The sequence below is a fragment of the Burkholderia sp. 22PA0106 genome (assembly GCF_047497155.1).
In the GTDB taxonomy this organism is placed as follows: Bacteria; Pseudomonadota; Gammaproteobacteria; order Burkholderiales; family Burkholderiaceae; genus Burkholderia.
The window spans coordinates 1,667,591-1,692,424 of record NZ_CP163162.1 but is presented as its reverse complement, the minus strand read 5'-3'; the positions used below and the strand labels follow the sequence as shown (position 1 = coordinate 1,692,424).

The following is a 24,834-nucleotide window of genomic DNA, read 5'->3' as shown; positions in this document are numbered from 1 at the left end:
AGGCCGGGCCACGCTGACACGCCGCTCATTCGTTGCGCATCGACAGCAGGCTGTCGCGAAACGTCTCCACCAGCCGGTTGTCGTCGCGCGCCCGCGTGATGGTCACCAGCTTGGTCCGCAGCTCGAAGCCCTTCACCGGCAGGAAACGCACGTCGCGCCGGTTGTTCTTGGCCGTCGAGCGTCCCACCAGCGTCATGCCCAGCCCCGCACCCACCAGCGCCAGCGCGGTGTGAATCTCGATCGCGTCGTGCCCGGCGCGCGGCTCGCCGCCAGCGGCCTTCAGGGCGGTCAGCAACTGCTGGCCGAACGGGCTGCGCGCATCCTTCGGATAGTGAATGAACGGCAGCCGAGACAGCTCGGCGGCCGTCACCGAGCGCTGCCGCGCCAGCGCGTCGCCGATCGGCACGGCGGCCACGAACGGCTCGTCGAGCATCACCGTGTAGACCAGGTCCGGGCTGGTATCGAGCGGGCCGATGAAGCGCGAGATGCCGATGTCGATGCGCCCCTGCCGCAAGCGCTCGGGCTGATATTCGGACAGCGCCTCGACCAGATCCAGATGCACGTCCGGGCAACCCTCGCGAAAGCGCCGCACCGCCGCCGGCAGCACCGAATACGCCACCGACCGCACGAAACCGATGCCGAGCCAGCCGCGCTGGCCCGAGGCGATGCCGCGCGCCTCGTCGTCGAGCCGGCCCGCGTGCGACAGCAATTCCTTGGCGCGCGGATAGAAATACTTGCCGAGCGAGGTCAGCTCCATCGGCCGGCGCGAACGGTCGAACAGCTCGCCGCCGAGGTGGGCCTCGAGCTGCGACAACTGCATGCTGATGGCGGTGGGCGCGATGTGCAACGCTTCCGCCGCGCCGGTGGCGCTGCCGGCTTCCACCACGGCGCAGAAATAGCGAACCTGTCGAAGATTCATTTTTATTGAACTTAAGCTCAAAAAACGCTGATTGATAGCGGTGAAACTTTAACTAAAACTGGCACGGCCTACAAACTTCGCAGAACGAACATGAGCCGTCACGAGCCTTCCACCGATCCGATCGCGGCGCTGCGCGCCCTCGGCAGCGCCACTGTCTACGAAGCCCAGGGCGCCTACGGCGCGCTCGACAGCGGCATCAAGCCGATCCATCCGTCGATGTGCGTGGCCGGGCCGGCCGTCACGGTCGACATCCGCCCCGGCGACAACCTGATGCTCCATTACGCGATGCTCAAGGTGCAGCCGGGCGACGTGCTGGTGGTCGACGCGAAAGGCTTCCTCGAAGCCGGCCCGTGGGGCGACGTGTTTACCGAACTGGCGCTGCACAAGGGGCTGGCCGGCCTCGTCATGCACGGCGCGGTGCGCGACGCGCGCACCATCATCGAGATGGGGTTTCCGGTGTTCGCGCGCGGCCTCTGCATCAAGGGCACCGGCAAGAACCAGCCGGGCCGGCTCAACGTGCCGGTCACGATCGGCGACGTGCAGATCCAGCCGGGCGACATCGTGGTCGGCGACATCGACGGCGTGGTGGTGGTGCCGCGGCACGACGTCGAGCGCGTGGTGCAGGTCAGCCAGGCGCGCGAGGACAAGGAACTGGCGTTCCGCCAGCAAATTCGCGAAGGCGCGACCACGGTCGAGCTGCTCGGGCTGGAGGCGACGCTGCGACGTTTCGACCTGACCTAGCGCCTGCACCGGGCAGCACCGACAACACCATGAACACGGAGCGAGACACCATGAGAAAAGACAGCAGCCTGGCCGCGCCGGGCGCCCTGGCCGATGCGGCGCGCCCCACCCGCTACCGCTGGGTGGTCGCCACCCTGTTCTTCCTGATCTACACGGTGGCGGCGGCGGATCGCGCCAACCTCGGCATCGCGCTGCCGTTCCTGCGCAAGGAATTCGCGATGAGCAACGCCGAAGCGGGCGCGCTGGTCAGCGTATTCCTGATCGCCTACGCGCTCGCGCAGTTGCCGTCGGCCTGGCTCATCTCGCGTTTCGGCGTGCGCCGCGTGCTGCCCGTTTCGATGATCCTGACGTCGATCGCCACCGCGCTCACGGGCGTGGCCGGCTCGCTGTTTTCGCTGAAGCTGTGCCGCCTCGCGCTCGGTTTCGCCGAGGGGCCGCTGCCGCTCGGCATCGCCGCCACCATCAATGGCTGGTTCCCGGCCAGGGAGAAAGGCACGGCGTCGGGCATCTTTCTCTCGGCCGTGAAGTTCGGCCCGGTCATCACGCCGATCCTCGGTGCTGCGATCATCGGCACCTGGGGCTGGCAGGCGATCTTCCTGGTGTTCGCGCTGCCGGGCGTGCTGTTCTCGATCGTCTGGTATGCGATGGTGGCCGACAAGCCCGCCGACAGCCGCGCCGTCAATCGCGCGGAGCGCGAGCTGATCGATGCGGGCAGCCCGCAGGCCGGCACGCCGATGCGCATCGAGCGCACCCGCGCAATGCCGTGGCTCGACCGGCTCACGCGCGTGCGCAGCGAGCCGCCGCTGGCCTCGACGCGCGCCGTGATCACGTCCTGGAACGTGTATGGCTGCGCGCTCGGCTACTGCTGCCAGTTGGGCATTTCGAGCGTGATGCTGGCGTGGATTCCCACTTATCTGCTGACCGTCAAGAAGTTCAGCGTGACCGGCACCGGCTTCGTGGCGGCCGCGCCTTGGGTGGGCGCGGTGGTCGGCAACATCCTCGGCGGCTGGCTGTCGGACCGCGTATTCGGCAAGCGCCGCAAGCCCGGCATGATGTTCTCGGCGGTGGCCACCGCGCTGATGATGGTGGTGCTGATCCGCACGCCGGCCTCGCCGCTGTTGTACGGATTCCTGATCTTCACGGCGGGCGTGGCGTTGAGCATCGGCTTCTCGGCGTACATGGTGTATCCGACCGCGTTCGTGGCGAAGGCGCAGTTCCCGCTGGCCAACGCGATCGTCAACATGGGCGGCCAGCTAGGCGGCGCGGCCACGCCGTTCATCGCCGGGCTGCTGCTCGATCACTACGGCTGGGATCATGTGTTCGGCTTCATGTCGGCGATCTCGGCGCTGGCCTTCGTGCTGCTGCTGACGATCTCGGAGCCGTTGGATACCGAGCCGGTGCGACGCTGAATGGGGGCGGCGAGCGAGCGGCGTTGGCGCGGCCGTATCGCTTCTCGCCTGGCGCGGATCGAACGGGCGTGTGCCGGGACGACAACAACGCTGCTTCCAGTTAGCGCTCCTGCATTCCCAGCGGACCAGCCGCAGATCAAACGGCCGCGTGCCTGAACGATGACAATGCCGCTCCGAGCCGGCACGCCCGCATCGCCGGCAAACCCGCCACCGATCAAACCGCCGCGAGCCTGAACGACGACACCGCCGCCTCCAGCTGACGCGCCTGCGTCTCCAGCGAACCGGCCGCCGCCGCAGCCTGCTCGACGAGCGCCGCGTTCTGCTGCGTGACCTGCTCCATCTGCGCGACCGCCTGCCCGATCTGCACGATGCCGCTGGCCTGCTCGCTCGATTCGGCCGAAATCTCCTGCACGATGCCGGCCACGCGGCGCACCGCCTCGACCGTCTCGGTGATTGCCGTGCCCGCCTGCGCCACCTGCGCGTTGCCGGCCTGCACGCGGCCGAGCGAGGCGTCGATCAGTTCGCGGATCTCGCGCGCCGCACCCGCGCTGCGTTGCGCCAGCACGCGCACTTCGCCGGCCACCACTGCGAAGCCGCGGCCCTGTTCGCCCGCGCGCGCCGCTTCCACCGCCGCGTTGAGCGCGAGGATGTTGGTCTGGAACGCGATGCCGTCGATCGTGCCGATGATGTCGGCCATGCGCGTCGAGCCGGTGCTGATCTCGTTCATGGTCGTCACCACGCTGCCCACCATGTCGCCGCCGCGCGTGGCCAGTTGCGCCGCCTCGCTGGCGAGCGAGCTGGCGGTGCGGGCGTTGTCGGCGTTGCGCGTCACGGTGTCGGTCAGCTCCTTCATGCTGGCGGCGGTTTCCTCCAGCGCGGCCGATTGCTCCTCGGTGCGCGACGACAGATCGAGGTTGCCCGCCGCGATTTCCTTCGCCCCCACGTTGACCGAATCCGAACTGCTCAACACCTGGCGCACGGTGCGCGTCAGGCCCGACTGCATGCGCGCGATGGCGGCCAGCAGGCGGCCGACCTCGTTGTTGCCGCCGGCCGGGATCGACAGATCGAGGTCGCCGTCGGCCACCTTGCCGAGCAGTTGCGCCGCGTCTTCCAGCGGCCGCACCACGTTCCTGCGCAGTGCGAAATGCACGGCCACCACCAGCGCCAGCGCGATCGCCACGCCGATCACCACCAGCGCCAGCACGATCTGGTAGCGCGCCGCTTCCTGCTCGGCCTCGTCCTGCGCGAGCTGGTTGGCCTGCTTCTGAAAGCGTTCGAGCGCAACCGAATAGGCCGCGCCCGAGGTGGTGATGTCGGTGGCGTTGAGCGCCGAATACTTGGTCGGATCGTTGGCGCGCAGCGCGTCGAGCCCGGCCTGCACGGTGGCCGTATGTGCGCGGCCCAGTTGCACGATGTCCTGCAGCAGCGCGGCGTCCTGGCCGTCGATCGGCCTGGCGTCGGCGAACGCCTTCAGCTCCGTGCTCGACTTGTCGATGCTGCCCTGCCCGCTGTCGATCGCCGCGGTGTTGACGCTCGATTGCTCGCGCGCCGTGCTGTAGGCACGCACCAGCGCGCTGCGGGCGCGCGTCATGTCTTTATAAGCGTCGTTCAGCAGGATCACGCGCGACGAGATCGCATGGACCCGATTCGTCGAATGATTGGCTGCGTGCAGCGAGACGACGCCGGCCACCCCGCCGACGACGATCATCGTGCCGAACAACGCGAGGATGAACAGCAAGCCGGTACGGATGCTGACGTTTTTCATGCTGTGGTTTTCCCCTGGATGCAATTTTTTTACGTATTCCTCCGACGAACGCGCTGCTCCCCTGTTCGTACGGATTACCTTCAGTTTTCGACACGTTCGACGGCAACTTGAGCGTGCGACGAACGTGCTGCGCTCGCCCTCGCCGACTTGTCCGATCACGCGTTGGCGGCACCGCTGCGAGGCTGGCCGGCACGCTGTCGTATCCTGCATTTTTCGTCGTTTTCAACATCGGACATCATATATGTTGAGGCGTTTTTTGGCAGATTTTTCGCGCGCTCGGGGTGGCCTTGAGTGCCACGACGCAACAGTCGAAAATTCCCAAAAATCAGCGATGATTCCTTTCCAGCCTTGCCTTTCCACCCTATCCCTCCTAGGGAATGCACGGACATCATGGCAGCAGCATCGTGCTTATTATCATCGTGTCATCGTATGACGACAGCCATTGCAGCACCGTAGCGCCCTCATCGACACAATCACAATATCCAGGACGGAGACAGGCAGTGAGCGCACCCGAATTCGACGCGGAAGACAACGCCCCCAATCAGCAGATGTTTAGGATTACTCGACGACATTTCCTCGGCTACGGCGGTGCGCTGGTGGGCAGCACGCTGCTCGGCGCTTGCGGCGGCGGCACCGATGCGGCGCCGGCCGCGGGCGGTGGCGCGTCCATCGCGCCGGCCGATCCGATCTGGGGGCCGAGCGGCCTGGCGACCAACATCATCGCGTCGCTGAACGGCATCGCGCAGTCGTCGTTTCCCGCCGTGGATTTTCAAGTGGAGGCCTACGGCGCGCAACCGTGCTCGGTCATCGCGCAAACCAGCCCGTACACCGACGCGACCAAATCGCCGGTCAGCCCCGGCGCGGGCGCAACCCAGGGCGCTGGCGCGTTCGATTCGCGCCCGGCGTTCCTGGCCGCGATCGCGGCCTGCTCGGCGGCGGGCGGCGGGCGCGTGGTGGTGCCGGCCGGCGCGTGGTATTGCGCGGGGCCGATCGTTCTGCAGAGCAACGTCAATTTCCACCTGAGCGCGAACTGCACGATCTTCTTCAGCGCGAACCCGGCCGATTACGCGAAGGACGGCCCCGTCGATTGCGGCGCGAACGGCAAGCTGTTCTACAGCCGCTGGCAGGCCAACGACTGCCTGAACTTCGGCACGCCCGTGTATGCACGCAACGCCAGCCATATCGCGCTGACCGGCGAAGGCGCCACCTCGATCCTGAACGGCCAGGCCATGACGGCGTTCGCCGGCACGGGCAACACGGCCACTTGCTGGTGGACCTACAAGGGCACTACCGGCGCCTACGGCTGCGCCAGTTCGTCCACGCCGTCGCAGGCCTACACGAACCCGAACAACGTCGACCTGAAGACGGCCGTGCCCGGTATTTCGGATGCCTTGTATACGATGTTGACCAACCCGGCCACGCCGTGGCAGCAGGATCAGAACTACCTGCCCGCGCTGTCCGAGGCCGGCGTGCCGGTGGCGCAGCGCATCTTCGGGCTCGGCCATTACCTGCGCCCGTGCATGGTGGAATTCCTTGGGTGTACGAACGTGTTGATGGAGAACTATCACACCCAGAACACGCCGTTCTGGCAGCACCATCCCACCGACTGCACGAACGTCGTGATTCGCGGCGTGATGGCCGACAGCATCGGCCCGAACAACGACGGCTTCGATCCCGACGCCTGCAACAACGTACTGTGCGACGGCATGATCTTCAACACCGGGGACGATTGCATCGCCATCAAGTCGGGCAAGGATCTCGACACGCAATACGGCCCGGCGCAGAACCACGTCGTGCAGAACTGCACGATGAACAGCGGCCACGGCGGCATCACGCTCGGCAGCGAGATGGGCGGCGGCATCGAGAACGTCTACGCGCGCAACCTGACGATGCTGAACCAGTTCTGGGCGACCAATTCGCTGAACATCGCGATCCGCATCAAGACCAACATGAATCGCGGCGGCTTCGTGCGCAATTTCTACGTAAACGGCGTGACGCTGCCGAACGGCGTGAGCCTGACGGGCGCCGGCTACGGCAGCAAGATGCTGACCGGCAGCCCGATCAACAGCACCGTGCCGCTCGGCGTGGCGACGTCCGCGTCGGGCAACCCGTCGGCGTCGCAGGGCGGCCTGATCACGTTCGATTGCGACTACCAGCCCGCCAGCGATGCGATCCGCACGCGCCCCGCGCTCGTGCAGAACGTCAACATCACCAACGTGAAGGCCAGCAACGTCACGCTCGGCAGCGCGACCGGCTCGTGCTTCCAGGCGATCGTCGCGCAGGGGCCGGTGGCGTTCGACTACAACGGCCCGGCGCCGACGCCCGCGATTCCGGCGATCACCGGCGTGACGATCTCGAACTGCGATTTCGGCACGCCGACCGCGGCAGGGCCGGCCAGCGCGCAAACGCCGGGGCCGATCTACGCGTGGAACGTGAACGGCATCGCGCTGCAGAACGTGACGATCGCCGGGCAGGTGTTCAACTCGACGATTACCGATTTGCTGTAAGGCGGGGGGATGGGTCGAGGTGGCCCGGCTTCGGGGAATGGAGCCGGGCTGCCTGTGTTGACGCCTGCCCGTGCGGGATCAGGCGATGCGGTGTTCAGGGCGCGCGATGGCCTGCAAGGCGATGCCTTACTTCGAAGCCTGCAACATCACGCCGGCTTGCGACGTCGAAACCGGCTCCAGCGCCATCACCTTGTCGGCAGCGGCCGCCGCCCGACGCCGGGCAATCACCGCCTCCGCCTCTTCCATGCGCCGATGCAGCCGCCCGTCATACCCGGCCGGGTTGTACCCCGCCTGCTCCAGCTCGACGAGTTCCGCCCGCACTTCGGCGCGCGTGATCGCGTGATTCGCGCCCTCGGCGAACGCGGGCGCCGACGCCACGCTCAAGACGGCAAACACGCCGGCAGCGGCCAGCGCAACGATACGGTGGGGGGCAGCAAATTTCATCGCGATCCTTGAGGGCAAGTGTCTGAGCCCGAAGCATGAGGGTTAACGCGATAAGGGTAAATGCGGACGACATCGAATTAATGGCCTCGCCGGAAAACTTATCACCCGCGTCTGCCTGCCCCGCCTTCAACGAAACCGCCCGAGCCAGTCGAGAAACGTCCGATCGTGCCCGTAGGCGACGTTCACGCGCTCGCCGCCGCGGTGTGCCTGGAAGCGCTGGTGGCCTGCGGTTTTGCGGACCGGTCGGCAACAGCGTGACGGTGCAGGCCGTCAGCGGGCTGGTGTCGGTGGGGTTTATCGCGGTGCTGTTTCGGTTGCGGGTGTGGCGGCGGAAGGCGGCTCGGGCAGCATGACGCTCCGCGAACGCCGGGTGGCTCAGGCTCACCCTGCGCTCGGCTTGAGTCTCAGTGTTCTCGACGCGGCGTCCCATAGCGCGACGGCGGCACCGGTGGTGAGCGACGGCGGGTCGAATTTCACGAACTGCCCCTGAACCATGTACTGACCGCCGGTACTGAACTCCATCGAGAAATAGGGTGTGGCCGGCTTGCTCGTGGTTTCGTTGACGGCCATCGAGAAGGTGTCGCCACGTCCGCCACCCGGCATCGCACTTTCGTACAGCCATTCCGTGGCCTTCATTCCCGACAATTCCCAGGCGCCCTTGCGGACATCCTTGCCGTCCATGCCCCTGAGCGCCTCGCGCGCTTCGGCGCTATCGGCGTGCTCCGATACGGTCGTATCGTCAACGAAATTCGGCAACGTGAACATGGTCCAGATGACGTCTTGCCGTTGAGTCAGGTTGACGAACGTGGCGTTCACTTCTTCGTCGTACCCCACTGCGCCAGGCAGGAAGCCGCCCGCGAAGCACACGCCGGCTTCCGTCGGAATGTCGTCCGGAGAGCGCCCACGCAGCTTTTCCAGCAGGCTGAACACCACCGCTGTTTTCTGGGGAACCTTGTTCTTCAGCTCGAAACGTTTGACGATCGGTTCGTCGGTTTGGTCGGGGTGGAGGTAGTCGTAGGTTTCGATCTCGAGCAGGAGCCGATAGCCGTTGTCCCACTTGTAGCCCTCGATATGTCGCGTGGCAGGATCATCGTAGATGGAGCCTCGATGAATAAAGTAGTAGGTGTTGTCTCCGCGCGCCTTGCCGGCTTCGTACAGGAACGGATACGCATCCCGGCTCCTGGTTGCCTTCAATTCGGCCTCGCGTTGCGCGATCTCCTGCCGCCAGGCATCTTCCGTCATCGCCTTCGCCCTGATGACGACCCCGTGAATCTTCGCGCGGCCGGATTCCTGAACCTCCCCCGGCATGTCGATCAGATAGCGTCCCACACACCGCGTTTTCAGGTTCGTAGTCAGTTCGGTCACGATCTGCTTTTCCATTTGGCTCATCGGTGCAGGTTTGTAATCGCACCCGGCAACGGTCGATATCAGGCAGACAAGCGCGAATGTTGCGCGCATTTTCCTCATGCCTTGTAGTCCAGCGTCGTGCCCTTCACGCTTTGCGCGATGCGGGTAATGGCGTGAAGCGTAAAGCGTCGGGTTGCGTCCAGCTTGTAGGCGCCTTCGTGCTCGATACCCGCGAAGGAGACGCAGGCTCGGGCGTGATGGGCGGGCGCACGGCCCGAACGCACCGGCACGGTGCCATCTCCATGTTCGTCGGCGTCACGCAGAACGAACGTGGCGAACGCGGCTTTGCCATCGAGCATCACCGTGACCAGTTGCCCGGCGGTCGCGGGATCGTCGCTGCCGCGTGTTTCGAGAAGATCGGCCATCGGTGGAATGCCGCCGCGAAACCGCGGTGGCGTTTGCTGCGCCCACGTGACGTTGCCGTATGCCTTGTGCGTCTCATCGTCGCCGTAAAAGACATAGGTGTTGGCGTGATATTTGCCACTGATGTCTTCGTGAAAAGGTCGAACCTGGCGTTGAATCAAGTCTTCGAAATCACTCCAATCCTTGTCGATGGTTTTCTTTTCCGGATCGAGCGGATTCAACAGCGTGTCGTCGCATAACCCCCACCAGGTGCTGCGCACGGTATAGATCTGGCTATACGGATCGACTTGATTGTTCTTGTCCGGTTGAGGCAGCGCGACGAACCGCTCGCCGTCCCGGATCTGCAGCCAGCCCACGCTGTAATCGGGGCTCGGCAACAACTGCAAGGGCCCGGGTGCACTGCCCACCACGGCGGTCATGCTTGCGGCGGTCGGGCCCAGCGCCAACCCGGCAATGCCCTCCGTGCCGGTCTTCATCCGCTTGTAGGTCGCGGCCGCCCCCGTGGCGGGCATCACGCCGTGCACGATGCCCAGTACCTTGTCGCGCAAGCCCATCACTTCCGAGTAGTAGCGGGCCACCAGCCCGCCCATCGAGTGGGTGACCAGGATCACCCGGTCGCACCGGTAGTTGAACTGCTTGCGATACCAGGCCGTGATTTCATCGATTCGGGTCGCCAGGCGCCGCGCCGATACCGCGTTCGATTGCAGCCAGTTGTAGCCCACCGCATGCACTGGAAACTGGTACTTGTACGAGAGCGCCACTTCGTCGCGCGCCAGTTTTTCGAGGCCGGGCGTGACGAGATGACAGAGACTCTCTCGCAAACCCTTGCGACCGTAATCCGTGCCGGCATGCGCATCGTTCAGTGCGTTTTCGAGCCACACCAGCCACTCTCCGTAGCTCATGCAGCCTACTTCGCCCCAGCCTCTGCGGCGCAGTTCGGCTTCCGTCTGCGCGGTGCCGGGCAGGATATTGCCGCCCGGGTGGACCTGGGTTTTGCCAGGATCGAGCAGCGCTTTGCGCTCCTTCGGCTTTCTTGCCATCCACGGCATCACCGACTTCATGTCGTTGAGAAGCCAGACCGGTTTCGGTCCCGTTGGTTCGTTGATTGCCAGATTCGTCCCCATGATGCCCGGCACGAAGATCACCGGGATGACACGCTGCGGAACCATGTAGCAGATCGCCTTGCTGTCATCCGGCGCAGAGGTGATCGATGAAAAATGGACCGAGCCGTCGGCGGCGATCGTGGGGGAAAGGATGCGTTCTCGAGTGGCCAATACAGGGTTCTCCGCGTCACAGACATGAAAAAACCGACTGCGGATAATACGGCGTGCCATCGCACGCCGGCCTGCGTCAGATCAATCAGGGCGCCCAGCCGCGGGCAGATCGCGCGGCGGCGCCTGAAATTCCCGCTCAACGCGCGTTCGGGCTTCGGGCGGATCGGCCAAGGGCGGTGTATCGCGGCAGCCCTTCCACCTCCCCGCTCTCCCTCAGATCGCCTGCCCGCCCGACACCTCGATACGTTGCGCCGTCAGCCAGCGGTTGCCCTCGCCGAGCAGGCTCGCGATCATCGGGCCGATGTCGTCGGCCACGCCCACCCGGCCCATCGCCGTCATGCTTGCGAAGAAGCGGTTGAATTCGGGCGTATCGCGCACCGCGCCGCCGAAGAAGTCCGTCTCGATCGCGCCGGGCGCGACCACGTTGACGGCGATGCCGCGCGAACCGAGCTCCTTGGCGAGATAGACGGTCAGCACTTCCACCGCGCCCTTCACGGCCGCGTAGGCGGCCCAGCCCTCGGCACTCACGCGCGTCAGCCCGCTCGACAGGTTGACGATGCGGCCGCCGTCCGCGAGCAGCGGCAGCAACGCCTGCGTCAGGAAGAACACGCCCTTGAAATGCACGTCGACGAGCCGGTCGAACTGCGCTTCGGTGGTGTCCGCGATCGGCGCGAAATCGCCATGGCCCGCGTTGTTGACGAGGTGGTCGAACGTGGTGCGCTGCCAGGTGGCCTGAAGCGCGCCGCGCAGGCGCTGCACGAAATCGGCGAAGCCGGACACGCGGCCGGTGTCGAGCTGCAGCGCCACCGCCTTGCGGCCGAGCGCCTCGATCTCGGCGACAACCGTATCGGCGGCCTCGCGGCTGCCCAGGTAGGTCAGCACCACGTCGCCGCCCTGGCGCGCGATATGGAGCGCGGTGTTGCGGCCGAGGCCGCGGCTCGCGCCGGTAACGAGAGAAAGCGTGGTCATGTCGGGCTCCTGTTTCGGTTGAACGTGGAGCCATTGTGTCGATGCGGCACGCCGCGCAGTAGTCACGAACCGGGTGTTTGATTGACAACCGTCGGTTGGCAAATGGACGCCAGCCGGTCAGCGTCAGCGCGCCATCGCCTTCAGCGCGGCGGGCGGCACATGGAACTGCGTCGTGCCGTGCAGCCGTTCGACCGAGAAATCGATGAAGCGGCGCACGCGGCGCGGCATGTTGTTGCGCTGCGCGTAGAACAGATACAGCCCCATGCGCTCGCTGGTCGAGCCGGGCAGCAACGGCACCAGTTCACCCGCGCGCAGCGGCGCGGCGGCATTGATGCTGTCGATCTGGCCGATCCCGATGCCGGCCAGCACCGCGTGCATTTCCGCCTCCGGGTCGCTGCAACACACGGCGTACGAGAGGCTGCGGAATTCCGTCTCGCCCTTCACGCGAAATTCCCACGGCGTGGGCTGCCCCGCGCCGGGCTGGCGATAGCCGATCAGCGGATGCGCGGCGAGATCGTCGATCCGGCGCGGTGCGGCGTGCGCGGCCAGGTAGGCCGGCGTGGCGCACACCAGCAACTGGATCGGAAACAGCCGGCGCGATACGACCTGCGCCACCGGCGCATTGCCGGCCCGGAACCCGACGTCGATGCGCTCGTCCACCGCGTCCGTATAGCGGTCCTCCAGCACCAGCTCGAACTGGACCTCCGGGTACATCGCGCGAAACTCGGCGATCACCGGCATCAGCACCTTGCGCGCCACCGCGCCGCCCGCGCTGACGCGCACCAGCCCTTGATCCTGATGGGCCGCGCCACGCGCCTCGTTGATCGCGCTGCGAATGCCGTCGAGGTTGCCGCGCACCGCGTCGAGCAGCCGCGTGCCCTCGTCGGTCAGCGCGTTCTTGCGCGTGGTGCGATGGAACAGGCGCACGCCGAGATGCGCCTCCAGCTGACGGATCGCCTTGCTGACGGCCTGCGGCGTGCTGCCCTGCGCCTGCGCGGCGCGATGGAAGCTGCCGAGTTCGGCCGCACGGATGAAGGTGGCGATGGCGCGCAGTTCGTCCACGTCGGCTACCGCCCTGCCTGGCACTGCGCCTCGACGGCCGCGCGATCGAGCAGCGACCACACCTCGGCGATCTTGCCGTCACGGAACCGGTAGAACACGTTTTCGGTGAACACGATGCGCCGACCGTTGACGGGCACGCCGAGGAAATCGCCCTGCGGCGTGCAGTCGAAGCGCAGGCGGCTGGCCACCATCGGCGGCTCGGCCACCAGCAGGTCGATCTCGAAGCGCAGATCGGGGATCTGGAGCACGTCGCGTTCCAGCATCCGGCGGTAACCGGCCAGGCCGAACGGCTGGCCGTTGTGGGTGGCGTCGTCGGCCACGAATTCGCCGAGCGCCGGCCAGTCGCGGCGGTTCAGGCAATCGAGGTAACGGCGGTAGAGGCTGCCGAGATCGGCTGCGGTGGGATTCACGGCGAACTCCTTGTTCCGGTGGGCAGGTTCCGGGCCGCAGCCGCGCCGCTCAGGGGCGAACGCCGAGCGGTTGCCGGGGCCGCCGCGTCAAGCTCGGCACACCCCGGCCCCGCCCGCGCGGCTCAGGCCACCGCTGCCTTGTACCACGGCAACTGCTCGACCGGCATCGGCCGTGCGAACAGGAAGCCCTGGAATTCGCTGCACCGTTCGGCCAGCAGCGCGAGCCGCTGCTCGTCGGTTTCCACGCCCTCGGCGATCACCGGGATGTCGAGACGCTGGCACAGCCCCGCGATCGCGCTGACGATCGCCGTGGATTTGCGCTTCTTGCCGATGTTCTGCACGAAGCTGCGGTCGATCTTGATGCGCGAGAACGGAAAATCCTGCAGCAGGCTCAACGACGAATAGCCGGTGCCGAAATCGTCCATCGCGATGCCCACGCCCATCGAGCGGATCGTGCCGAGCACGGCGCGCGAGCGGGCCGACGATTCGAGCAGCGCGGTTTCGGTGATTTCCAGCTCCAGCCGGCGCGGCGGCAGCCGGCTGACCTTCAACGCGTAGATCACCGTGTTGAGAAAGTCCGGATGCACGACCTGCGCGGGCGACACGTTCACGCTGATGCGGATCTCGTCGGGCCAGCTCATCGCGTCGCGGCACGACTGCACCAGCACCCACGCGCCGAGCGCCGGCATGTGGCCGCGCTCCTCGGCCAGCGGAATGAACGCGGCCGGCGTGATCGGGCCGCGCACCGGGTGGGTCCAGCGCAGCAGCGCCTCGGCGGCGGTGGTGCGCCCGGTGATGGCGTCCACGATCGGCTGGTAGTGCAGCCGAAGCTGGTTGCCGGCCATCGCACGGCGCAAGTCCACTTCCAGCTCGTTGCGCTCGCGGATCGGGCCGTGCATCTCGTCGCGGTACACGCGGTAGCCGTTGCGGCCGCCCTGCTTGGCCGCGTACAGCGCGATATCGGCGCATTGCAGCGCGACTTCCGCGCTGGCCAAGCCGCACGGCAGCGCCGCGATGCCGATGCTGACACCGATCGACACCTCCGCGCCGCGAATCACGAACGAATCGGCCAGCGTGCGAATGCACCGCTCGGCCAGCGCGATCGCCTCGTCCAGCCCGCGGCTGCGGCTTTGCAGGATCGTGAATTCGTCGCCGCCGAGCCGGGCCAGTTGGTCCGATTCGCGCAGGCTCGCGCTGAGGCGAGCCGCCACCGCCTGCAACAGCTCGTCGCCGGCCTGGTGGCCGAGCGTGTCGTTGACGGCCTTGAAGCGGTCGAGATCGAGATACAGCAGCGAGAACTGGTGCCCCGGCTGCGCCCGCTCCAGCATCCGGTGCAGGCGCTCCTGGAACGCCAGCCGGTTCGGCAGCCCGGTCAGCGGATCGTGGTGCGCCAGATGGTGGATCTGCGCCTCGGCATGGCGGCGCTCGGTGACGTCCTCGAACGTGGTGACCCAGCCGCCGTGCGACAACTGGCGCGTCACGACCGACACGTAGCGGTCGAGAAACCCCACCACCAGCGATTTTTCCTCCGTATGCCCCGACATCACGGCCTGGCGGAACTGCGCGGCCATGCTCGCGCGCGCGCGCCCGGCGAACCGCACTGGCCGGCCCAGCAGACGCAGCAGCCGGCTCGGCTCGATGCCGGACGGCAGTGTTTCGGACAGGTCGAACAGATGGGAAAACTGGCGGTTGCTCAACACCAGCCGGCCGTTGCGATCGAACAGGCACAGGCCCTGGAGCATGTTGTCGAGCGCGAGATCGAGGTTGCGCGTGGTCGCTTCGAGCGCCAGCGCGGCCTGACGCTGCTCGGTGCAGTCGCGGGTGATCTTGGAATAGCCGTACAGCTCGCCGTCGTCGTCGTAGATCGGATGGATCACGACGTGCGCCCAGAAACGCTGGCCGTCCTTGCGCATGCGCCAGGCCTGCGCTTCGAACTTGCCGGTTTCGCGGGCTGTCTGCAGGCCACGCGCGGGCAGCCCCGCCTTGCGGTCTTCCTCGGTGAAGAACACCGAGAAATGCCGCCCGATGATTTCCGACGCCGTGTAGCCCTTGGCCCGCTGCGCGCCCGCGTTCCAGTTCGAGACGATGCCGTCGACGTTGAGCATGTAGATGGCGTAATCGGTCACGCCTTCCACCAGCAGCCGGAAGCGGCGCTCCTGGTCTATGGTCTGCTGCTGGAGCCGGCGCGCCTCGGTGCGGTCGCGCGTGACTTTGGCGAAACCGAACAGCTCGCCCATGTCGTCGAAGATCGGATCGATCACCACGTGCGCCCAGAAGCGCTCGCCGTTCTTGCGCACGCGCCAGCCTTCGGTTTCGAAGCGCCCCTCGCGCAGCGCGGTGTCGAGCGCGCGCGCCGGCGCACCGGCTTCCCGCTCCTCGTCGGTGTAGAAGCGGCTGAAGTGCTGCCCGACGATCTCGTCGGCCGAGTAGCCCTTGGCGGCCTGCGCCCCGGCGTTCCAGTTCGACACGATGCCGTTCACGTCGAGCATGTAGATCGCGTAATCGGTCACGCTCTGCACCAGGAACCGGAAGCTCTGCTCGCGCTGGCGCGACTGGGTCTCGACCATGCGCCGCTCGGTGCAGTCGCGCGTGATCTTGGCGAACCCGAAAATCTCGCCGTCTTCGTTGCGCAAGGCATCGATGACGACATGCGCCCAGAAAATCGTGCCGTCCTTGCGCACCCGCCAGCCGTGATCCTCGAAACGCCCTTCGTTGCGTGCAATCTGCAGATTGAATTCCGCGAGGCTGCGCGCGCGGTCGGAACGGGTATAGAAACAGGAAAAATGGCGCCCGACGATCTCGTGCTCCAGATAGCCCTTGGCGCGTTGTGCGCCCGCATTCCAGGTGGTCACATAGCCATCGATGTCGAGCATGTAAATTGCATAATCGGCGATGCTCCGGATCATGCGCTCGTAGACCTTGCCTTCAGGCCGGACAAAATGACTCGTGCTCATGCATTCATATCTGAGAGAAGCGACTGCGTCTCGCGCGGAAACCGCAACGGCGTTCCGGCGCGTCGCTAGTCGACAAACCACTACCCTTTAACGGCAACGATCCGCGTTCCCTTGAGCGCCACCGAGGCACGCGAACGGGGCGCAAGCGCACCCGATTCCACGTGACGGAACGTTCGAGCCGTCGCGGATCGGGGCTCAGTTTGCCAGACGAAACGCTGGCGCGCACGGTGCACCATAGGATCATTTGGGGTTGCGACGCGCTCAGGCGCTTCCGGAGCGGAACCGGGCCATTTATTTCGACATGTTGTCAGGCCCGCACGCACGTGAATGAGAATCGCTCCGGTGCGCCACAACGGGGTAGCGCCACCTCTCCCGGCTTACTGCTCGATCTGGCGGTTCCAGCGCGCATCCCATTGCGCGCGGCGGGCGTTGATCGCATCCCAATCCACCACCGTGACCTTCTTCACGAGCTGGTCGAGAGCGCCGAGGTTCTTCTGCATGTCGGCCGGCATGGTCGCCTGGCGGTTGGTCGGGATCTGCTTGCCGGCCACCGCGGCCTGGGTTTGCGCCGGTGCGGACAGCAGGAACTGCGCGAGCTTTTGCGCGAGCGCCGGATCGGGGTTGTTCTTGACCACGCACAGATCCACCAGCAGCAGCACCGCGCCTTCCTTCGGCGCCGCGTAGGCCACCGGCAGCCCCTTGTCCTTCAGGTCGCCCACGCCGGTGGGCGTCAGCGGGAAGATCGCCGCGTCGCCGGTCTGGATCATTTCCGAGAGCTTGGCCGAGTTCGGGATGTATTCGAGGACGTTCGGCCCCACCGTGGTGGCCCACTTCGAGAAGCCCGGCTCGACGTTGGTTTCGCTGCCGCCGAGGATCCGGTTGATCGCCAGGAAGCCGTGCAGCCCGAACGTGCTGCTGGAGGCGGACTGGAACACCACCTTGCCCTTGTATTTCGGATCGGCGAAATCCATCCACGAGGTCGGCGGCGCCCAGCCCTTGGCGCTGAACACCTTGGTGTTGTAGCCGATGCCGGTCATGCCGAGCTGCACGCCCGCGCCGATGTCGCCCTTCATGCGCGCGAACGGATACAGCTCCTTGAGCACCGGCGCGTCGTCGAGCTTCTGGCACACGCCCAGGCTCACGGCGCGCGCCATCACGCCGTCGTCGAGGAACACCACGTGCATCTGCGGGTGATCGCGGTTCGCCAGCAGCTTGGCCAGCACGTCCGACGAGGTGCCGGGCACCACCACCACGTGCACGTTGTTGGCCTTCTCGAAATCGGGCAGCACCTGGCCGGTGTAGGCCTTCTCCATCGGGCCGCCGTTCATGCCGATGTAGATCGTCTTGGTCTGGGCGAAGGCGGGCGAAGCCAGGCCGATGGCGAACAGCGCCGCGAGCGACGCGAATGTGCGTGACAGTTTCATCGTGGTTCTTCCTTGGAGCTTGCGTGGGGTGTCGGACTGGGAACGGAAACGGTACGGCGGGTGCATGCGGGCCTCGCCTCAGGCGGCCGCGAACGCGTCGCGGCTGTCGCCGGCCGCGAAGCGTGCGATCGAGAACGCGTCGATCGGCGTGTCGGTCGCGCCGCGCAGCACGAGATCGGCCAGCACCTCGCCCACGCCGGGCGCGAGCAGGAAGCCGCCGCCGGAAAAGCCGAACGCGTGCAACAGGCGCGGCGTGGTGCCGCTCGGGCCGATCACGGGATGATTGTCGGGCGTCTCGCCCTCGACACCGCTCCAGGTGCGGATCAGGAGCGCGTCGCGCAGAGCCGGCAGCAGCGCGCAGGCATCGCGCATCACGGCGCGCGTGGTGTCGCTGGACGGGCGCGCGTATTCGCCGTCGCCGTGGCCGCGCCCGCCGCCGATCACGCAGTTGCCGCGCGCCACCTGCCGTGCGTAGATGCCGCCGCCCACCACGCCGAGGTTGTGCTCGACGAACCTCGGCAGCGGCTCGGTGACCCACATGTTGGGATAGATCGAGCGCAGCGGCACGGCCTCGCCGAAGCGGCCGGCCACGGTATTGCCCCACGCGCCGGCCGAATTGATCAGCCAGTCGGCGCTGAACGCCTGCCCGCCCGCGCGCATCGTGAAGCGGCGGCCGTCGAACGCGATATCGGTCAGTTCGGTCTGCTCGAACACCTGCGCCCCGGCGCGGCGCGCGGCGGCGGCGAACGCGGGCGACACGAGCCGCGGGTTGGCCTGGCCGTCGGTGGCGCACAACGCGCCGCCGATCGCGGCCGGGCCGAGCCACGGATAGCGGCGGCGGAACGCCGGCCCGGACATCACCACCGACTGCGCGCCGTGGCTGCACGCCATCGCGGCCCAAGCCTCGAGCACGTCGAGATCGGCCTCGCGCCGCGCCAGCCGCAAATGGCCCGACACGACGAATTCGCCGTCGCTGCCGATCAGCGCCGGCAGGCGATCCCAGATCTTGCGCGCGCGCATCGCCAGCGGCAGTTGCACCTCGGGCCGGCCGTGCGTGCGCACGCCGCCGTAATTGACGCCGCTCGCCTGCGCGCCGCAATAGCGCCGCTCGAACAGCGCCACGCTCGCCCCTTGGCTGGCCAGCGCCAGCGCGGCCGACGCGCCCACCAGCCCGCCGCCGACGATCGCCACCTGCACATGACGCACGTCACTCATCGTGGGCCTCCGCTTCGTGCACCTGCACTGCGTCGTCGAACAGCATCGGCGAGATCGGGATCGGCTTGATCGGCGCCTGGCCGCGCGGGCGGCCCACTTCGTGGAGCGGCCGGCCGGTTTCGGCGGCCAGCAGCGCCATCGCCGATTCGCCGCACATGCGGCCCTGGCAGCGGCCCATGCCGATCCGCGTCAGGGCTTTCAGCCGATTCACCTCGGTGGCCATTCCCGAGCGGATGCATGCGCGCAGCGTGCTGGCCGTCACCGCTTCGCAGCGGCACACCAGCAGATCGTCGTGCCAGCCGGCCGCGGCTTCGGGCGGCGGCGGCGCGAAGGCCTGTTCGAGCCCGGCGCGAAACACGCGGATGCGCGCCAGTTGCGTGTCGATGGCCGCCGCGGCGGGGCCGGCGAGGCTGCGCGGCGCGCCCGCGCCCAAATCCTCCAGCAAGGCCAGCGCCGCGCGCCGGCCGGCCAGCTCGGCCGCATCCGCGCCGGCGATGCCCGCGCCGTCGCCGGCCAGATACACGCCCGGCACCGAACTGCGGCCCGCCACGTCCTTTTCCGGCAGCCAGCAGCGGTTCACCGTGTCGAACGTGAAATTGCAGCCGGCCAGGTCGGCCAGTTGCGTTTCAGGGCGCAGCCCGAAGCCCAGGCCCACGGCATCGCAATCGAGCCGATGCACCGCGCCGCCGGCCGAACGCCAGCGGATCGCGGCGACGCCATCCTGGTCGGCATCGCTGCCGACGCCGTCGATGCCGTCGAGCGTCACGCCGCGTTCCACACGCACGCCGTGCGCGCGCAGCCAGCCCAGATAGAACATGCCCTTGGCGAACGTGCCGGGCTGGCGCAGCAGCTTGGGCGCGGCGGCGGCCTGCCGCGAGAGCGGGTTGATGTCGAGCACGGCCGCCACCTCGGCGCCGGCCCGTGCGTATTGATAGGCCACCAGATACAGCAGCGGCCCGGTGCCCGCGAGCACGGTGCGCCGGCCGATCGCGCAGCCCTGCGATTTCAGCGCGACCTGCGCGCCGCCGAGCGTGTAGACGCCCGGCCGGGTCCAGCCCGGCACCGGCGAGATGCGGTCGGTAGCGCCGCTGGCGATGATCAGGTGGGTCCAGCGCAGGCGCGCCTCGCGGCCCGCGCGCATCATGTCGAGCACGCCCGGCTCGCACGACCAGACCAGCGCGTCGGGCCGGTAATCGATCTGCGGCAGCAGTGCCGCCATGCAACGATGCAGCGCGTCGGCCTTGCCGGCCTCGAAGCCGTACAGCGTGGATTTCGTGCGCGTGAAGCCTGCGTCGGCCGGTGGTTGCCGATAGATCTGGCCGCCCCAGCGCGCGTTTTCGTCGATCACCACCGGGCGGATGCCGGCCGCCGCCAGCACCTCGGCCGCGCGAATCCCGGCCGGCCCCGCGCCCACGATCACCACGCGCGGTTCGTTCGTCATCGCGCCCGCGTCCGGTTCGTCGAGCCAACTGTTGGGGCTCATGCCGCGCTCCCGTGCGCCGCGTCGGCCGCCTCGCCGCCGCCGATGGCCGTCGCGGCGCTCGTCACGATCCGCATCCCGGCGCGCAGCGGCGTGGAGCACGCGCGCAGCCGCGCCCCGCTCTCCTCGCGCACCCAGCAATCCTGGCACGCGCCGATCAGGCAGAAGCCGGCGCGCGGCCCGTCGCCGAATTCGCTGACGCGCAGGCGGCGCTGCTGCGTGAGGATCGCGGTCAGCACGGTATCGCCGGCCAGCGCCGCGACCGGCGCGCCGTCGAGCACGAACGGCATCGGCGCCCGGGTGGTTTCGGCCACGCGCACGAGTTGCGGCGTGGAAGGCGGCGTCGGGCGGTCGGTCATCGTAGAGGGTGCGAGGCGCGTGGAACGGGTGTGCATGCTCAGTGCTGTCCGATCAGGATCCGGTTCAGGCCATAGACGCGATCGAGGATCAGCATCGCGCCGGCCGTGATGGCGATCACCAGCGTCGACACCGACGCCATCATCGGATCGATCGATTCGGTCGCGTACATGTACATGCGCACCGGCAGCGTGACGGTTTGCGGCGAGGTGACGAAGATCGACATCGTCAGCTCGTCGAAGCTGTTGATGAACGCGAGCAGCCAGCCGCCGGTGATGCCGGGCACGATCATCGGCAGCGTGATGCGGCGAAAGGTGGTCCAGGCGTTGGCGCCGAGCGAGGCCGCGGCGTGCTCGACGCTGCGGTCGAGCCCGGCCACCGAGGCCAGCACCAGCCGCATCGCGAACGGCGTGACGATGATCACGTGCGCCGCCACCAGCCATGCGAACGAGCCGGTCGCGCCGATCAGCGCGAAAAAGCGCAGCAGCGCGATGCCGAGCACCAGGCCCGGAATCACCAGCGGCGAGAGCAGCAGCGCGTTGAGGAATGCGCGGCCCGGAAAGCGCGAGCGGCCGATCGCGAGGCCCGCCGGCAACGCGATCAACAGCGAGATGGTGGCCGAGGCCACCGCCAGCTTCAGGCTGTTGCCGAACGCCGCGATGAAGTCCGGGTAGTCGAGGATCGCGCGGAACCAGCGCAGCGACAGGCCGTGGGTGGGCAGCGTCAGCGTCTCGTCGGGCGTGAACGCCACCAGCACCACGATCGCGAGCGGCGCGAGCATGAACAGGATCACGAGCGTGTGGAACGCGAGAGCGAGCGGGCCGTTTTTGCGCATGTCGGATGGTCGTGGAAGCGTGAGGAAGTGGGCCGGAACGGGGCGGCGTCAGCCGAGGCTGCGCGTGTAGCGCCGTTCGAGCACGCGGTAATACGTGAGCATCACGATCAGGTTCGCGACCAGCAGCAGGATCGCGATGGTCGCGCCGAGCGGCCAGTTCATCGAGCTGAGGAACTGGTCGTACACCGCCGTGGCCGCCACCTTGAGCCGGCGCCCGCCGAGCAGGCCGGGAATCGCGAACGCGCTGGCCGACAGCCCGAACACCATCAGGCTGCCCGACAGCACGCCCGGCATCAGTTGCGGCAGCACGATCCGGCGCAGCACGGTGGCGGGCGACGCCATCAGCGACAGCGCCGCGTTCTCCGTTTGCGGATCGAGCCGTTGCAGGCAGGTCCACACCGGAATCACCATGAACGGCAGCATCACGTGCACCAGCGCGATGACGATCGCGAACGTGGTGTATTCGAGCTTGAACGGCCCGAGCCCGAACAGCGCGAACACCTGGTTCACCAGGCCGCCGGTATTGAGCAGCATGCTCCAGCCGAACGCGCGCACCACCACCGACACCAGCAGCGGCGCGAGGATCACCAGCAGGAACAGCGAGCGCCACGGATCACGCATGCGCGACAGGATGTAGGCCTCGGGCGTGCCGATCGCGACGCACAGCAGCGTGGTCAGCGCGGCGATGCCGAACGTGCGCAGGAAGATGGTGTGGAAGTAGGTCTGGCCGAGCACGTCCAGGTAGTGATGCGGATCGAACGCCGGGATCGGGCCGACCGACGGATCGAAGCGGTAGAACGACAGCGCCAGCGTCATCGCGAGCGGCACCAGCACCAGCGCGACGAACAGCAGCGCGGCCGGCGCGCTCATCAGCCACATCGGCAGCCAGGCGCGCCAGCGTGCCCGGGCGGCGGGGGGCGGCGCGCCGCCGTCGCTGTCCCGTGCGTCGCCGGGCGAAACCGTGCTCAGTGCGTCATCCACGGGCGGCCTCCTGGCGAATCACGCGCACCGCCTCGCTGCGCCAGTCGATGCCGACCGCCGCGCCTTCCGCAAGCGGCTCGCCGCCTTCGTTCTGGCAGCAGGCCAGCATTTCGCCGGCATCGCTGTCGAGCCGGTACAGCCACTGGCTGCCCAGAAAGAAGCGGCTCGTCACGCGGCCGGCCAGCCGGCCGGTGCCCGGCGCGCCGAGCGACAGCTTTTCCGGGCGGATGCACAGCGTGACCGCATCGCCGGCGCGCATCGCGGCGGCGTCGGCCTGCGCGGTCGCGCCGGTTTCCTGCAAGCGGCTGCCGAGATCGACGCGGATCTGGCCGCCCTCTTGCGCCAGCACCGTGCCGTTCAGCAGGTTGGTCTTGCCGATGAACTGCGAGACGAACGCGTTGCCCGGATGTTCATAGGCGCGATACGGCGTATCGACCTGGGTGATGCGCCCCGCTTCCATCACCACCACGCGGTCGCTGATCGACAACGCTTCCGACTGATCGTGCGTGACCATCACGGTGGTGGTGCCGAGCTTGCGCTGGATCTCGCGCAACTCGAACTGCATGTCCTCGCGCAGCTTGGCGTCGAGGTTCGACATCGGCTCGTCGAGCAGCAGCACCGGCGGCGCGATCACCACTGCGCGGGCTATCGCCACGCGCTGGCGCTGGCCGCCCGACAGCTCGCGCGGAAAGCGCTGCGCGTATTTGTCGAGCCGCACCAGCGCGAGCGCCTCGCGCACCCGCTCGGCGCGCTCCGTCTTGCCCACGCCGCGCATCTCCAGCCCGAAGCCCACGTTCTGCTCGACGCTCATGTGCGGGAACAGCGCGTAGCTCTGGAACACGATGCCGAGGCCGCGCCGGTTCGGCGCCATGCGCGTGATGTCGCGGCCGTCGAGCGTGATGGTGCCGCGCGTGGTTTCGATGAAGCCCGCGATCATCTGCAGCGTGGTGGTCTTGCCGCAGCCCGACGGGCCGAGCAGCGAGACGAACTCGCCCTTCTCGACCGACAGGCTGATGCCGGCGACGGCGTGCAGCTCGCCGAACGATTTCGAAACATCCGTCAACGTGAGGAACGACATGATCTGGCCCTTCGGTGCATCGGCACCGCCTGAAGCGATTGCATTCGATGCTGCCGACTCTATCCGGCCAATTTTTTCGACGTCAACGCAGAATTCCGGACACCGACATTAATTTTCTATTTATTCCATTCAATAGAATATTTACCGTTTGATTGACTTGTGATGTTTCGCTGAGCGGGTTCAGGGACATCCCGGATGGTCAGCACCGATGCGCGCCGGGCCGCGACGCGGTAGAGTCGGTGCCGCGCTCGGCATGGTTCGGGCAGGATTCCGAAGAGTGGAATACGGAGAGGCAAAAGTGAAAGCTCGGAAGCAGGAAAACGGAACGGGGAACGACACGGCAGGGAGCGATGCCACGGAAGCCAGCGGCACGGCCCGCGCGCCGGCCGATGCGCCCGGCGAGAATTCGTGCGGCCCCGGCGTGCTGCAACGCGCGTTCGCGCTGATCCGCGCGCTCGGCGCGAACCAGGTCGAGGGCAGCCGCGTCACCACGCTGGCGCGCAGCGTGGGGCTCACGCAGGCCACCGTCCACCGGCTGCTGCAAGGGCTGATCGCCGAACAGGTGGTCGAGCAGGACGAGCGCACCAAGCGCTACCGGCTCAGCGTGGTGTTCTTCGCGATGGCCGCGCAGGCCGGCAACCCGAACGGCATGCGCACGCTGTGCCGCCCGGCCCTGCTGCGGCTGTGCGCGAGCCTCGGCGACACGATCTTCCTGCTGGTCAAGAGCAGCTTCGATGCGGTGTGTCTCGACATCTGCGAGGGGCCGTTCCCGATCCGCTCGTTCACCGGCACGATCGGCGGGCGCGTGGCGCTCGGCGTCGGCCAGGGCAGCCTGGCGATCCTGGCGTTCCAGCCCGAGGCCGAACGCGAGGAAATCATCCGCTTCAATGTGCCGCGCATGCGCGGCTACGGCGTGCTCGACGAGGTGTACCTGCGCACCGAGATCGACCGCGTGCGCGCGCTCGGCTACGCGGGCCGCAACAGCGGCGTGCTGGAGGACATGGCCGGGGTGGCCGTGCCGATCTTCGACCAGAACCGGGTGGCGGTGGGCGCACTCAGCGTCGGCACGCTGTCCACGCGGCTGACCGACGAACGGCTGCCGACCGTCGTGCAATTGCTCAAGCGCCAGGCCGACCTGCTCGGGCCGCAGATGAACCCGTTCGACGCGGCGATGCGCGACCCGATCCAGGGGCTCACGCAGGTGTATTCGACGCGCGCGGCCAATGCGGTGTGAACGGCG

Annotated in this window: 20 protein-coding genes; 4 read left to right on the top strand and 16 right to left on the bottom strand. The window is 67.4% G+C overall.

Annotation, left to right across the window (positions count from 1 at the left end; all coding sequences use genetic code 11):
• Positions 1-25 precede the first annotated feature (25 nt).
• Positions 26-919 (bottom strand): LysR family transcriptional regulator, encoded by an 894-nt coding sequence (locus AB4850_RS07230; protein WP_414441918.1) that lies wholly within the window; start codon positions 917-919, stop codon positions 26-28.
• Positions 920-1,009: 90 nt separating this feature from the next.
• Here AB4850_RS07230 and AB4850_RS07225 point away from each other — a divergent pair, with 90 nt between their 5' ends.
• Together AB4850_RS07225 and AB4850_RS07220 are read left to right on the top strand one after the other, a co-directional pair.
• On the top strand, positions 1,010-1,660 hold the full coding sequence (locus tag AB4850_RS07225; RefSeq protein WP_414441917.1) for a 4-carboxy-4-hydroxy-2-oxoadipate aldolase/oxaloacetate decarboxylase: 651 nt from the start codon (positions 1,010-1,012) through the stop codon (positions 1,658-1,660).
• 50 nt (positions 1,661-1,710) lie between these two features.
• Positions 1,711-3,069, top strand: coding sequence for an MFS transporter (locus AB4850_RS07220; protein ID WP_414441916.1), 1,359 nt, complete (start codon positions 1,711-1,713; stop codon positions 3,067-3,069).
• A gap of 214 nt (positions 3,070-3,283) precedes the next feature.
• On the opposite strand, the gene AB4850_RS07215 is transcribed toward AB4850_RS07220, so the two are convergent.
• Positions 3,284-4,834, bottom strand: a complete 1,551-nt coding sequence (locus AB4850_RS07215) for a methyl-accepting chemotaxis protein (RefSeq protein WP_414441915.1) — start codon at positions 4,832-4,834, stop codon at positions 3,284-3,286.
• Between the two features lie 548 nt (positions 4,835-5,382).
• Here AB4850_RS07215 and AB4850_RS07210 point away from each other — a divergent pair.
• On the top strand, positions 5,383-7,341 hold the full coding sequence (locus AB4850_RS07210; protein WP_414441979.1) for a glycoside hydrolase family 28 protein: 1,959 nt from the start codon (positions 5,383-5,385) through the stop codon (positions 7,339-7,341).
• A 126-nt stretch (positions 7,342-7,467) separates the two neighbouring features.
• On the opposite strand, the gene AB4850_RS07205 is transcribed toward AB4850_RS07210, so the two are convergent.
• The 14 genes from AB4850_RS07205 to AB4850_RS07140 all read right to left on the bottom strand — a co-directional run bounded on the left by AB4850_RS07205 (position 7,468) and on the right by AB4850_RS07140 (position 23,594).
• Positions 7,468-7,785 carry a DUF4148 domain-containing protein gene (locus tag AB4850_RS07205; RefSeq protein WP_414441914.1) on the bottom strand — a complete coding sequence of 106 codons (318 nt, stop codon included), beginning with the start codon at positions 7,783-7,785 and terminating at the stop codon, positions 7,468-7,470.
• A gap of 381 nt (positions 7,786-8,166) precedes the next feature.
• Positions 8,167-9,165 carry a T6SS immunity protein Tli4 family protein gene (locus AB4850_RS07200; protein ID WP_414441913.1) on the bottom strand — a complete coding sequence of 333 codons (999 nt, stop codon included), beginning with the start codon at positions 9,163-9,165 and terminating at the stop codon, positions 8,167-8,169.
• An 83-nt stretch (positions 9,166-9,248) separates the two neighbouring features.
• Entirely contained in the window at positions 9,249-10,829 is a 1,581-nt protein-coding gene (locus AB4850_RS07195) for a hypothetical protein (protein WP_414441912.1), read from the bottom strand.
• A 213-nt stretch (positions 10,830-11,042) separates the two neighbouring features.
• Positions 11,043-11,798: an SDR family oxidoreductase gene (locus AB4850_RS07190; protein ID WP_414441911.1), complete on the bottom strand. Its 756-nt coding sequence runs from the start codon at positions 11,796-11,798 to the stop codon at positions 11,043-11,045.
• A gap of 123 nt (positions 11,799-11,921) precedes the next feature.
• Complete coding sequence (locus AB4850_RS07185) at positions 11,922-12,860, bottom strand: LysR family transcriptional regulator (RefSeq protein WP_414441910.1); 939 nt, start codon at positions 12,858-12,860, stop codon at positions 11,922-11,924.
• 5 nt (positions 12,861-12,865) lie between these two features.
• Complete coding sequence (locus AB4850_RS07180) at positions 12,866-13,270, bottom strand: ester cyclase (protein ID WP_414441909.1); 405 nt, start codon at positions 13,268-13,270, stop codon at positions 12,866-12,868.
• Positions 13,271-13,392: 122 nt separating this feature from the next.
• Positions 13,393-16,224: an EAL domain-containing protein gene (locus AB4850_RS07175; RefSeq protein WP_414441908.1), complete on the bottom strand. Its 2,832-nt coding sequence runs from the start codon at positions 16,222-16,224 to the stop codon at positions 13,393-13,395.
• Between the two features lie 377 nt (positions 16,225-16,601).
• A complete protein-coding gene (locus tag AB4850_RS07170) occupies positions 16,602-17,648 on the bottom strand; it encodes a polyamine ABC transporter substrate-binding protein (RefSeq protein ID WP_414441907.1) in 1,047 nt (348 codons plus the stop codon).
• 78 nt (positions 17,649-17,726) lie between these two features.
• Entirely contained in the window at positions 17,727-18,863 is a 1,137-nt protein-coding gene (locus AB4850_RS07165) for an NAD(P)/FAD-dependent oxidoreductase (protein WP_414441906.1), read from the bottom strand.
• Positions 18,856-20,304 carry an FAD-dependent oxidoreductase gene (locus tag AB4850_RS07160; protein WP_414441978.1) on the bottom strand — a complete coding sequence of 483 codons (1,449 nt, stop codon included), beginning with the start codon at positions 20,302-20,304 and terminating at the stop codon, positions 18,856-18,858. Before AB4850_RS07160 ends, AB4850_RS07165 begins: the two co-directional genes overlap by 8 nt.
• Before the next feature lie 38 nt (positions 20,305-20,342).
• Positions 20,343-20,702 carry a (2Fe-2S)-binding protein gene (locus AB4850_RS07155; protein ID WP_414441977.1) on the bottom strand — a complete coding sequence of 120 codons (360 nt, stop codon included), beginning with the start codon at positions 20,700-20,702 and terminating at the stop codon, positions 20,343-20,345.
• 38 nt (positions 20,703-20,740) lie between these two features.
• Positions 20,741-21,535, bottom strand: a complete 795-nt coding sequence (locus tag AB4850_RS07150; RefSeq protein ID WP_414441905.1) for an ABC transporter permease — start codon at positions 21,533-21,535, stop codon at positions 20,741-20,743.
• A gap of 48 nt (positions 21,536-21,583) precedes the next feature.
• Positions 21,584-22,504: an ABC transporter permease gene (locus AB4850_RS07145; protein WP_414441976.1), complete on the bottom strand. Its 921-nt coding sequence runs from the start codon at positions 22,502-22,504 to the stop codon at positions 21,584-21,586.
• Between the two features lie 4 nt (positions 22,505-22,508).
• Positions 22,509-23,594 carry an ABC transporter ATP-binding protein gene (locus AB4850_RS07140; protein ID WP_414441904.1) on the bottom strand — a complete coding sequence of 362 codons (1,086 nt, stop codon included), beginning with the start codon at positions 23,592-23,594 and terminating at the stop codon, positions 22,509-22,511.
• Positions 23,595-23,892: 298 nt separating this feature from the next.
• On the opposite strand from AB4850_RS07140, the gene AB4850_RS07135 reads away from it, so the two are divergent.
• Positions 23,893-24,828 carry an IclR family transcriptional regulator gene (locus AB4850_RS07135; RefSeq protein WP_414441903.1) on the top strand — a complete coding sequence of 312 codons (936 nt, stop codon included), beginning with the start codon at positions 23,893-23,895 and terminating at the stop codon, positions 24,826-24,828.
• Positions 24,829-24,834: the final 6 nt, after the last annotated feature.